A 9,491-nucleotide genomic window follows, 5' to 3' on the forward strand; every position below is an offset into this window, starting at 1 on the left:
GTTCCGGGGTGCCGAACACCTTCTTTCGGACCCGCAGATGCCGTCGTCGACGTCCCTCGTCGCGTGGATGCTCCCAACTCATCGAACCATCCTCCTGAGGGCCAGGATTCTATCCCTGAGCCCAAGGATTTCAAAATCAAATGTCCCCTGTTCGCAGCGATCCTTCTTCAGCAACTCCAGGTCTCATCGGGACAATGCCCGGCCGTTCGGCTTCAATTCCAATGCCCCCACGAGGCACCCGCCAGCCGGGCCTCTTACTTCGCCTTGCCGGCCTTGCCAGCCTTGCGCCGGATCGGCTCGTCCTCCCAATGATCGCCTTTCCAATAGGTATAGCGGATCCCCTTGCCTTTGTAGGGCTCTGGCGGGCGCAAGGCCCGGATCTTGGCCGCAACCTGGCCTACTAGCTGCTTATCGATGCCGGAGACTGTAATAATGCGATCCCGGGTGTTGACTTCAAAAGTGATTCCCTCCGGCGGCTCCACGATGATCGGGTGAGAATATCCCAGGTACAGCACAATGGCCTTCCCCATCGGCTCCGCCCGATAGCCTACACCCTCAATACGTAAATGCTGCTGAAAGCCTTGAGTTACTCCAGTCACCATATTCGCTAGCAGGGCCCGGGTCAGGCCGTGGAGAGCCTTGTGCTTCCGGTCATCGGATGGCCGCCGCACCACCAAGAGACCATCCTCAATGGCAATTTGCATGGCCGGATGAAAGGTCTGGGTCAGCGTTCCCTTCGGCCCGGTCACGGTTACTGTGGAGCCCTCGATGCGAACCTGGACCCCGGGTGGGATCGGGATCGGCTTCTTCCCTACGCGCGACACGGTTTCCTCCCCTCACCAGACGTAGCAGAGGACCTCACCGCCGACGCCCAGGCGGCGGGCCTGTTTATCGGTCAGGACGCCCCGTGGGGTTGAGAGGATCGCAATCCCCATCCCGCTCATCACCAGCGGGATATCCTCTTTGCCCACGTACACCCGACGCCCCGGCTTGCTCACCCGCTTCAGGCCCGAAATAGCCGGCTTTCGGAAACGCCGCTCTCCGATATATTTCAACTTGATAACCAGCTTCGGTTGGGGTCGATCGTTCGTCACTTCGAAATCCTCAATATAACCTTCCTCCTTAAGCACCCGGGCGATGGCCACTTTGAGCTTGGAGCTGGGGATGGCCACCCGGCTATGCCCCACCATCGAGGCGTTCCGGATTCGGGTGAGCATGTCGGCGATCGGATCGGTCACAGCACTCATCGTTTCCACTCCTGTCCAGATATCCATCATCGGACATCTAAGGGCCTTTCTCGAGCCGGACCTGGCAGGCTCGGAAATCTACCAGCTGGCCTTACGGACGCCAGGGATCAATCCCTGGAGGGCCAGTTCCCGGAAACAGATCCGGCAAAGACCGAAACGACGAATGAACGCACGGGGCCGGCCGCACCGGCGGCACCGGTTCCGCACCCGCACCTTGTATTTACGCCGCATCTCTCGATAGATCATGCACTTGCGCGCCACGTCGTCCTCCTATGAATTCGCCATCGATCGCTCTTATCCTTTGCGGAACGGCATGCCGAGCAGCTCCAAAAGCCGCCGCGCCTCCGCATCGGTCTTCGCCGTGGTCACAATGGTGATCTCCATCCCACGGACCTTATCCACCTGGCTATAGTCGATCTCCGGCCAAACCAACTGCTCCCGCAACCCCAGCGTATAATTTCCCCGGCCATCGAAGGAATCCGGCGATACCCCCCGGAAATCCCGGATCCGCGGAAGGGCGACGTTGAACAGCCGATCCAGAAACGCCCACATCCGGTCCCCCCGGAGGGTCACCTTCACCCCAATGGGGCGCCCGGCCCGGAGCTTGAAGGCAGCGATGGATTTACGGGCCTTGGTGACCAGGGGCTTCTGGCCGGTAATGGTGGCGATGTTCTGGACCGCATAATCCAGGGCTTTGGGATTCGTCACCGCTTCCCCCACCCCCACGTTCACCACCACCTTCCAGATCCGGGGGACCTCCATGATGTTTCGATAGCCGAACTCCCGCATAAGGGCCGGCCGAACCTCCTCCAGATAACGTTGCTTTAAACGCGGAACCACTTTGGTGGTTGCCTCCGCCATCCTTGTCGCCTCCCCAGATCTCGCCGGATATACAGCGAAACTTGACGACTTAGACAAAAGTGGCTTCGCACTTCTTACACTGGCGAAGCTTGCGCCCGCCAGGTTCCACCACAAAGCCCACGCGCGTCGGCTGATTGCATTTCGGGCAGATCAACATCACATTGGAGATATGAATGGGCGCCTCGAACTCAATGATGCCGCCCACCTGGGACCGCCCGGTGGGTCGGGGCCGTTGGTGCTTCTTCACAATGTTGACCCCGGCGACTACCACCCGATTTTCTTTACGGAGCACCCGCAGGACCTGCCCTCGAGCTCCCCGATCATTCCCTGCGATCACCAGGACGGTATCATTCCGTTTGATCTTCGCAGCCATGCGCGTCTTACCCCCTACTCGAACTCTTCCAAACTTCTTACGCTCGTATTTCTTGTAGCAGGGCCGCCATTCGCTCCGGATCCAAATCCTTTGTGACCCCTCTGCGCATAGCGTTCCCTCACCGCCCTCATAGCACCTCGGGCGCCAAGGAGATGATCTTGGTGAAGCCCTTGTCGCGAAGCTCCCGGGCAACCGGGCCGAAAATCCGCGTCCCCTTCGGGTTGCCGAATTCGTCCAGAATCACCGCGGCGTTATCATCGAAGCGGATCGTTGACCCGTCCGGCCGGCGATATTCCTTGGCCGTTCGGACGATCACCGCCCGCACGATCTCGCCCTTCTTCACTGTGGCTGTTGGGATCGCATCCTTGACCGCCGCCACCACCACATCCCCGACGTAGCCATACCGTCGGTAGGAGCCGCCCAACACTCGGATGACCAGGATCTCCCGGGCACCGGTATTATCTGCGACTTTGAGACGAGTCTCCTGCTGAATCATGGATACGCCTCCCTCGATGCGACTACCACCTCGTCAATTTCAAGGAAGCACTGATACTTCTTCCATCTATGATTTCGGGATGTGCAATTCGGAAGGACAGATTTCTTTTGGGGGCTGGGCCAAGGGCCGAAAGCCCTCGGCCCAGCCCCCAAACCCTGAATCGAATTCAACTGATTAGGAGCTACGCAGTTATGAAAACCTCACTCACCTATCCCATCGATCCAGATCCCGAACCCTCAAGGCTACTCGGCCAGGATCTCCTCGCCGGGCAACCGCTCCGGCACCGGTTCCATAGGCTTCTGAGCTCGCTCCAGGATTGCCTCCACAACCCACCGCTTACGCCGGCTCAAGGGGCGGGACTCCACAATTTGTACCAGGTCCCCCATCCGGGCCTGGTTCCCTTCGTTATGAGCCATAAATTTACGGCGACGGCGGATCACCTTCCCATAGAGGGGATGGCGCACCAGCTCCTCTACAGTCACCACCACCGTTTTATCCATCTTGTCGCTGGTCACCCGTCCGATAAACCGTTTGCGTCGATCCTTCATTGCCCACCTCCTCGAGCCAACTCCCGTTCCCGCATAATCGTCAACATGCGGGCGATATCCTTCCGCAAGGCCCGGATCCGATTGACGTCCTTAAGCTGGCCCATCATCCACTGAATCCGCAGGTTGAACAGCTCCCGACGGGCCTGCTCCAGACGGTTCCGAAGCTCATCGTTTGACCAGTTGCGTATCTCCTCAGGACGAAGGGCCACAGCTCCCTCCCTGCAATATGTCTGGACATGCGTCTAAAAATCAACAAGCTGTTCCGTCTGGCAGATCACGCCCCCGGCTCGGCAATCCCTTGTGAAAATTTACCCGAGGGCATGCTTTTAACGTGCTCCCACCATGAAAAGCTTCCCCAAGCTATCCGACCTGCTGTTCCTCTGCCGCGATGATCTGGGTGCGTATCGGCAATTTATAAGAAGCCTGGCGTAAAGCCTCATGGGCGATATCGGCGCCCACCCCGCCGATCTCAAAAATAATGCGGCCGGGCCGCACCACGGCCACCCAGTGATCCACATTCCCTTTGCCTTTCCCCATTCGGGTCTCAGCCGGCTTGCGGGTCACCGGCTTATCCGGGAAGACCCGGATCCAGTACTTGCCGCGCTGACGCAGGAACCGGACGATCGCGCGGCGGGCCGCCTCGATTTGACGGGCGGTCAGCCAACATGGTTCCAGGGCCTGGAGACCGTACTCCCCAAAAGCCAGCTCCGTCCCCCGCGTCTCCTTGCCCTTCATGCGCCCCCGCATCTGCTTGCGATATTTGACTCGCTTCGGCATCAACATCGCTTAACCTCCTCGCTGCGCCGACGTCACCCGAGCCACCATCTCGGCGGTTTGCTGAACGTAGAGGCCCGGCTCCGTATCCCCACGGTAAATCCAGACCTTGACGCCGATCTTCCCCCACTTCGTGATCGCCTCCGCCAGGGCATAATCGATATCCGCCCGCAATGTGTGACGCGGAACCCGGCCCTCCATCAGCGTCTCCGTGCGGGCCATTTCCGCCCCGCCCAGCCGGCCGGATACGGTGATCCGGATCCCTTTCGCCCCGGCGCGCATGGCTTGCTGGATCGCCCGTTTCATGGCCCGGGCATGGCTGACCCGCTTCTCGATTTGCTGAGCGATGCTCTCAGCGACGATCGCTGCCTCCAGCTCAGGCTTGGGGACCTCCACGATCTCCACCCGGGCTTTCTTGCCGGTCATCTCCTCAATCGCCTGGCGCAATTGCTTGATCCCCAGGCCTCGCCGGCCGATGACGATGCCCGGCCGTGCCGCATGAATGTAAAGGTTGATCTGCTTGGGGAACCGCTCGATCTCGATACGGGCGATCCCCGCCTCCTTGAGCTGGTCTTTCACAAACTGCCGGATCTTAAGGTCTTCGTGGAGCAGCTCCACGTACTCCCGGCCCTCCGCATACCAGCGGGCCAGCCAGTTCTTCGTGATCCCCAAGCGGAAACCGATGGGATGAACTTTTCGACCCAAGATGACCTCCTCACATGCGATAGATCCAGGACCTCAAACCTACACGCCGGCTCAGCTCGCCCGTTCCTCCAGGACCACGGTGAGATGGGTGGTTCGCTTCAGGATAGGGCGAACCCGGCCCCGAGCGGCGAAGCGAACCCGCTTATATCGGGGCCCATCATCAGCCCGGATATCGACTACGTAGAGATCCGCAGGCGAGAGGCCATAGTTGTTCTCGGCATTGGCCATCGCGGAGCGGATCAATTTCTCGATATAGCGCGCCGCCTTTTTGGGTGTGAAACGCAGCACGCTTAACGCATCCTCGGCCCGCATCCCCTTGACCAGGTTGCAAACCAGGCGCGCCTTATAGGGCGAGATCCGGATATAACGGGCCACTGCCCGAACCCGATTCGCCATCGCGATCCCCCACCTGTTCCAGAATTGAACCTATTTGGCTTTGTAGAAACTCTGATTCGAATCTTTCTTCCCCCTCCCCGCCACCCCGCGGGCGGCGGGGAGGGGGAAGAAAGAGCTCTCACTGGTTGGGAGCTACCGAAGGCAGCTCCAATCTCCCTCCAAAGCAATCCCAGCTCAAAACGCCATGAAGAACCGGGCTCTACTTACCTCACCCCGGTCTTTTTCTCTTTCACCGTATGACCTCGATAGGTCCGCGTTGGCGCAAACTCGCCCAGACGGTGGCCAACCATCTGTTCGGTGATATAGATCGGCACATGGCGCCGTCCGTCATGAACAGCGATGGTATGCCCCACCATCTGGGGGAAGATCACCGAGGCGCGAGACCAGGTACGGATGACCCGTTTCTCACCCCGGCGGTTCAGCTCCTCGATCTTCTTCAACAGTTTCGGATCACAATACGGACCTTTCTTCAGCGAACGCCCCATCCCGAATCACCTCCTGAATCCCTCGGGTCGAAAACAGGTTCCCATTCATGCCTTCTTCTGACGACGCTGGACAATGTATTTATCTGTGGTCTTGTTGCGCCGGGTCTTCTTCCCCAGCGTATGCTTACCCCAGGGCGTCTTCGGATACGGCAAGCCGATGGGCGCGCGCCCCTCGCCGCCTCCATGGGGATGATCCCGCGGCGACATCGCCGATCCACGCACCGTGGGGCGAATCCCCAGCCAGCGCTTGCGACCGGCCTTGCCCAACCGGATGTTTGCATGTTCCAGGTTCCCCACCTGGCCGATGGTCGCATAGCACTCCAGGCGGACCTTCCGGATCTCCCCGGAGGGCAGGCGCAGGATCGCATAACCCTCCTCCTTCCCCAGCAATTGCGCAACTGCGCCCGCCGCCCGGGCAATCTGGCCGCCATGCCCGGGATACAGCTCCACATTGTGCACCAGCGTCCCCACCGGGATATTGGCCAACGGCATCGCGTTGCCGACTTTGACCTCCGCCTGAGGTCCGCTCATCACCACATCCCCAACCTGCAAGCCCAGGGGTGCCAGGATGTAACGCTTCTCCCCATCGGCGTACTGAAGGAGGGCAATGCGGGCGGTGCGGTTGGGATCATATTCGATGCTGATCACCTTCGCTGGAATGCCTTCCTTATCCCGACGCTTAAAGTCAATGATCCGATAGAGCCGCTTATGACCACCACCCCGATGGCGGACAGTGATCCGGCCCTGGAAATTCCGACCAGCATGTTTCTTCAAAGGAACGACCAGGGATTTCTCCGGCTCGTCCTTGGTGATTTCCTCGAAGGTGTAACCGGTCGCATTGCGGCGGCCGGGTGTGGTCGGCTTATAAACCTTAATCCCCATAAGCTACCTCCTTCCGCATCCCCCCCGCCCAGCATGGCTTATGAGGGAGGCGGAGAGAAGAAATTTTTAAACCTCGAACAGATCGATACGCTGGCCCGGAGCGATTTTGACGATCGCCTTCTTCCATCCCGGGCGACGCACCACCTGCTTGGGCTTGCTGCTCAGAATCCGTGCCCGCCAGTCCCGTCGCCGTTTTGCCGGGACGTTAATGACGCGCACATCCAGAACACGGACGTTGAAAATTTTCTCGACCGCCTCTCGGATCTGATGGCGGTTCGCTCGCGGATCAACTTCGAATACATACTGATTCATTTCCTTAAGCCGGGTGGTCTTCTCGGTAATCACCGGCCGTTTAATCACTTCGTAGAGATCCATCTTCCATCCCCCCGCTCAGGGCTCTCCATCAAGACGACGCTACGGTTTCCGCTTGGGGCAGCGCAAACTTTTTCCGGATCACCGGACGCGTCAGCCAATCTTCGATGACGGCCAACGCATCTTGTGGGATGATCAACGTCTCATACTTAAACAGATCGCGGATGTTCAAACACATCGCGTGAAGGTAGGCCACGTTGGGCAGATTCCGAACCGCCCGCTTCACGTTTTCGTTCGAACCGGCGAGCAGGATAAGGGCGCTCTTGCCAACAGGGAGCCGATCCAGGATCTCCTTCAGCAACCGGGTCCGCGGCTCCGGCAGCTCCAGACGATCCAGGATCAGGATCTGGCCCTCCTTCGCTTTCACGGAAAGCGCCGAGCGCAAGGCCGCCCGCCGCATCTTCTTCGGCATCTTCTGCTCATAGCTGCGCGGCCGCGGCCCGAACACCACCCCACCGTGATACCAGTGGGGCGCATCCCGGCTCCCCTGCCGGGCTCGCCCCGTATGCTTCTGGGGCCACATCTTACGGCCGCTGTAATGCACCTCCCCACGGGTTTTCGTCTTATGGGTCCCCAGGCGAGCGTTGGCCAGCTGTCGGACCAACGCCTGGTGCATCAACGGGATGTGGATGGGAGCCTCAAACACCTCCGGCCGCAGTTCGATCTCTCCCACCTGTTGTCCTTCCATGTTCCAAACCGGGACACGCATTGGGATGCCTCCTTAAACTGATCCCCAAACGATTCCAGCGGACTTTGCGTGCAATCGCACGCGCCCTGGTTCCCACCCCTTACGTCAATCAATAAGGCCGTTTGGCCTGCCGTATGATCACCAATCCCCCTCGGGGGCCGGGGACAGCGCCTTTTAGGGCGATCAGATGCCGCTCCGGATCCACCCAAACTACCTGGAGATTCCGGACGGTCACCCGCTCGTTCCCATAATGGCCGGCCATGCGCTTCCCTTTAAGCACCCGGCCCGGATCGGTGTTGGTGCCGATCGATCCCGGCGCCCGGTGGCGGTCGGATTGGCCATGGGTCTTCGCCTGGCGGGCGAAGCCGTGGCGCTTGATCCCTCCCGCGAAGCCGCGGCCCTTGGACCAGCCGGTTACATCCACCCGCTCCCCAGGCGCGAAGATCGAGACCGTCAGCAGCTGACCCTCATGATAAGCCGCCAACGCCTCCGGGCCAGGCAAGCGGATCTCCCGCAGCACCCGCAATGGGGGTAGGTTACGCTTGACCAGATGCCCCAGCTCCCCCTGAGTCAGCCGCCGAGGCTTCGTCTCCTCAAAGCCGAGTTGGATCGCCGCATAGCCATCCCGCTCCGGCGTCCGCACCTGGGTCACATAGCATGGTCCGGCCCGCAGGACAGTTACGGGGACCACCTCGCCTTGTTCATTGAACATCTGAGTCATCCCGATTTTGCGCGCAAGCAGACCCTTCATGGTTGAACCTCCCGAGGGGACTGGTCGCCCATCCGGCCCATCATCCCCTGAAATCAGCACGACCATCCGCTTCACATCCCTGTTGCAAGGGAAATGGATGCAAAAGCCGCCGAATTCCCGAATCCCGGTCGCGAGCTTGAGAAGGCCGAATAATCCCCAACCCACCGAGTGGTCTCTTCAATCCCGCGAAGCGCCTCAGGCCGGCTGGATATCCATTCCGCCGGAATCAGATCTTGATTTCGATATCCACGCCGGCTGGGAGGTTCAGGCGCATCAGCTGGTCAATGGTCTTTGGATCCGGATCGAGGACATCGATCAGCCGCTTATGAGTGCGGATCTCAAAATGTTCTTGCGAGTCCTTATCGATGAACGGCGAACGGATCACTGTGAACCGCTCCCGCTTCGTCGGGAGCGGGATCGGGCCGATGACCCGTGCGCCCGTGCGCTCCGCCACCTCCACGATCCGGCGGGCGGATTCGTCCAGGATCCGGTGATCATAGGCCTTCAAACGAATTCGCAATCGCTGCTTGGCCATAGACCTCACCATTGCCCCCGAGATGGTTAGTGAAAGCTTTCAATCTGTTGGAGCCTTGCAGTAGCCACCCCGATTCGCAGGGATGATCCTTTGTTTGTGGGATTTCCATGGGGTGCGGGTCGTTTGCGCGGCCCGCACCCCATGGAAATCTTTCTCTACCTCGGTTACTCCAGGATTTTGGTGACGACGCCGGCGCCGACGGTGAGCCCCCCTTCCCGGATGGCGAACCGCAACCCCTCCTCAATCGCCACCGGGGCAATCAGCCGCACCCGCAGGTTCACATTGTCCCCAGGCATCACCATCTCCACCCCCGCCGGCAGCTCAATCTCCCCCGTCACATCCGCCGTCCGAAAGTAAAACTGCGGCTTGTACCCACTG

General features: G+C 60.0%; 17 protein-coding genes and 1 pseudogene. All 18 read right to left on the minus strand.

Annotation, left to right across the window (positions count from 1 at the left end; translation table 11 throughout):
- Positions 1 to 254: 254 nt before the first annotated feature.
- Positions 255 to 824, minus strand: coding sequence for a 50S ribosomal protein L6 (gene rplF / locus ACFMO5_RS06620; RefSeq protein ID WP_376791968.1), 570 nt, complete (start codon positions 822 to 824; stop codon positions 255 to 257).
- A gap of 12 nt (positions 825 to 836) precedes the next feature.
- The gene (gene rpsH / locus ACFMO5_RS06625; RefSeq protein WP_376791969.1) at positions 837 to 1,247 is read right to left on the minus strand and encodes a 30S ribosomal protein S8; all 411 of its coding nucleotides are present in this window, start codon (positions 1,245 to 1,247) and stop codon (positions 837 to 839) included.
- A 78-nt stretch (positions 1,248 to 1,325) separates the two neighbouring features.
- A complete protein-coding gene (locus ACFMO5_RS06630) occupies positions 1,326 to 1,493 on the minus strand; it encodes a type Z 30S ribosomal protein S14 (RefSeq protein ID WP_376791982.1) in 168 nt (55 codons plus the stop codon).
- A gap of 48 nt (positions 1,494 to 1,541) precedes the next feature.
- On the minus strand, positions 1,542 to 2,108 hold the full coding sequence (gene rplE / locus ACFMO5_RS06635) for a 50S ribosomal protein L5 (protein WP_376791970.1): 567 nt from the start codon (positions 2,106 to 2,108) through the stop codon (positions 1,542 to 1,544).
- Positions 2,109 to 2,157: 49 nt separating this feature from the next.
- Complete coding sequence (gene rplX, locus ACFMO5_RS06640) at positions 2,158 to 2,481, minus strand: 50S ribosomal protein L24 (RefSeq protein ID WP_376791971.1); 324 nt, start codon at positions 2,479 to 2,481, stop codon at positions 2,158 to 2,160.
- Between the two features lie 127 nt (positions 2,482 to 2,608).
- On the minus strand, positions 2,609 to 2,977 hold the full coding sequence (gene rplN, locus ACFMO5_RS06645) for a 50S ribosomal protein L14 (RefSeq protein WP_376791972.1): 369 nt from the start codon (positions 2,975 to 2,977) through the stop codon (positions 2,609 to 2,611).
- 242 nt (positions 2,978 to 3,219) lie between these two features.
- Positions 3,220 to 3,525, minus strand: coding sequence for a 30S ribosomal protein S17 (rpsQ, locus tag ACFMO5_RS06650; RefSeq protein ID WP_376791973.1), 306 nt, complete (start codon positions 3,523 to 3,525; stop codon positions 3,220 to 3,222).
- Positions 3,522 to 3,734, minus strand: coding sequence for a 50S ribosomal protein L29 (rpmC, locus tag ACFMO5_RS06655; RefSeq protein WP_376791974.1), 213 nt, complete (start codon positions 3,732 to 3,734; stop codon positions 3,522 to 3,524). The genes rpsQ and rpmC overlap by 4 nt, the downstream gene beginning before the upstream one ends.
- A 151-nt stretch (positions 3,735 to 3,885) precedes the next feature.
- Entirely contained in the window at positions 3,886 to 4,308 is a 423-nt protein-coding gene (gene rplP / locus ACFMO5_RS06660) for a 50S ribosomal protein L16 (protein WP_376791975.1), read from the minus strand.
- A gap of 3 nt (positions 4,309 to 4,311) precedes the next feature.
- Positions 4,312 to 5,004 (minus strand): 30S ribosomal protein S3, encoded by a 693-nt coding sequence (rpsC, locus tag ACFMO5_RS06665; protein ID WP_376791976.1) that lies wholly within the window; start codon positions 5,002 to 5,004, stop codon positions 4,312 to 4,314.
- Between the two features lie 51 nt (positions 5,005 to 5,055).
- Positions 5,056 to 5,400 (minus strand): 50S ribosomal protein L22, encoded by a 345-nt coding sequence (gene rplV, locus ACFMO5_RS06670; protein WP_376791977.1) that lies wholly within the window; start codon positions 5,398 to 5,400, stop codon positions 5,056 to 5,058.
- Positions 5,401 to 5,603: 203 nt separating this feature from the next.
- A complete protein-coding gene (gene rpsS / locus ACFMO5_RS06675) occupies positions 5,604 to 5,885 on the minus strand; it encodes a 30S ribosomal protein S19 (RefSeq protein WP_088571972.1) in 282 nt (93 codons plus the stop codon).
- 45 nt (positions 5,886 to 5,930) lie between these two features.
- Positions 5,931 to 6,767: a 50S ribosomal protein L2 gene (gene rplB, locus ACFMO5_RS06680; RefSeq protein WP_376791978.1), complete on the minus strand. Its 837-nt coding sequence runs from the start codon at positions 6,765 to 6,767 to the stop codon at positions 5,931 to 5,933.
- 66 nt (positions 6,768 to 6,833) lie between these two features.
- Positions 6,834 to 7,142, minus strand: a complete 309-nt coding sequence (rplW, locus tag ACFMO5_RS06685) for a 50S ribosomal protein L23 (protein ID WP_376791979.1) — start codon at positions 7,140 to 7,142, stop codon at positions 6,834 to 6,836.
- Positions 7,143 to 7,170: 28 nt separating this feature from the next.
- Complete coding sequence (rplD, locus tag ACFMO5_RS06690) at positions 7,171 to 7,848, minus strand: 50S ribosomal protein L4 (protein ID WP_376791980.1); 678 nt, start codon at positions 7,846 to 7,848, stop codon at positions 7,171 to 7,173.
- An 88-nt stretch (positions 7,849 to 7,936) separates the two neighbouring features.
- Positions 7,937 to 8,578, minus strand: coding sequence for a 50S ribosomal protein L3 (gene rplC / locus ACFMO5_RS06695; RefSeq protein WP_376791981.1), 642 nt, complete (start codon positions 8,576 to 8,578; stop codon positions 7,937 to 7,939).
- A gap of 226 nt (positions 8,579 to 8,804) precedes the next feature.
- Entirely contained in the window at positions 8,805 to 9,113 is a 309-nt protein-coding gene (rpsJ, locus tag ACFMO5_RS06700) for a 30S ribosomal protein S10 (RefSeq protein ID WP_088571967.1), read from the minus strand.
- A 164-nt stretch (positions 9,114 to 9,277) separates the two neighbouring features.
- Positions 9,278 to 9,491: pseudogene (gene tuf / locus ACFMO5_RS06705) on the minus strand (elongation factor Tu); the annotation flags it as partial.

The organism is Thermoflexus sp. (genome assembly GCF_042408365.1).
In the GTDB taxonomy this organism is placed as follows: domain Bacteria; phylum Chloroflexota; class Anaerolineae; order Thermoflexales; family Thermoflexaceae; genus Thermoflexus.

What these genes read in the sequence shown, in the direction of transcription:
- rplW (WP_376791979.1), bottom strand. Translation starts at nt 7,142, where the DNA reads ATGGATCTCTACGAAGTGATTAAACGGCCGGTGATTACCGAGAAGACC.
- rplP (WP_376791975.1), bottom strand. Translation starts at nt 4,308, where the DNA reads ATGTTGATGCCGAAGCGAGTCAAATATCGCAAGCAGATGCGGGGGCGC.
- rplD (WP_376791980.1), bottom strand. Translation starts at nt 7,848, where the DNA reads ATGCGTGTCCCGGTTTGGAACATGGAAGGACAACAGGTGGGAGAGATC.
- rpsQ (WP_376791973.1), bottom strand. Translation starts at nt 3,525, where the DNA reads ATGAAGGATCGACGCAAACGGTTTATCGGACGGGTGACCAGCGACAAG.
- rplE (WP_376791970.1), bottom strand. Translation starts at nt 2,108, where the DNA reads ATGGCGGAGGCAACCACCAAAGTGGTTCCGCGTTTAAAGCAACGTTAT.
- rpsJ (WP_088571967.1), bottom strand. Translation starts at nt 9,113, where the DNA reads ATGGCCAAGCAGCGATTGCGAATTCGTTTGAAGGCCTATGATCACCGG.
- rplB (WP_376791978.1), bottom strand. Translation starts at nt 6,767, where the DNA reads ATGGGGATTAAGGTTTATAAGCCGACCACACCCGGCCGCCGCAATGCG.
- ACFMO5_RS06630 (WP_376791982.1), bottom strand. Translation starts at nt 1,493, where the DNA reads ATGATCTATCGAGAGATGCGGCGTAAATACAAGGTGCGGGTGCGGAAC.
- rplC (WP_376791981.1), bottom strand. Translation starts at nt 8,578, where the DNA reads ATGAAGGGTCTGCTTGCGCGCAAAATCGGGATGACTCAGATGTTCAAT.
- rpsH (WP_376791969.1), bottom strand. Translation starts at nt 1,247, where the DNA reads ATGAGTGCTGTGACCGATCCGATCGCCGACATGCTCACCCGAATCCGG.
- rplX (WP_376791971.1), bottom strand. Translation starts at nt 2,481, where the DNA reads ATGGCTGCGAAGATCAAACGGAATGATACCGTCCTGGTGATCGCAGGG.
- rpsS (WP_088571972.1), bottom strand. Translation starts at nt 5,885, where the DNA reads ATGGGGCGTTCGCTGAAGAAAGGTCCGTATTGTGATCCGAAACTGTTG.
- rplN (WP_376791972.1), bottom strand. Translation starts at nt 2,977, where the DNA reads ATGATTCAGCAGGAGACTCGTCTCAAAGTCGCAGATAATACCGGTGCC.
- rplV (WP_376791977.1), bottom strand. Translation starts at nt 5,400, where the DNA reads ATGGCGAATCGGGTTCGGGCAGTGGCCCGTTATATCCGGATCTCGCCC.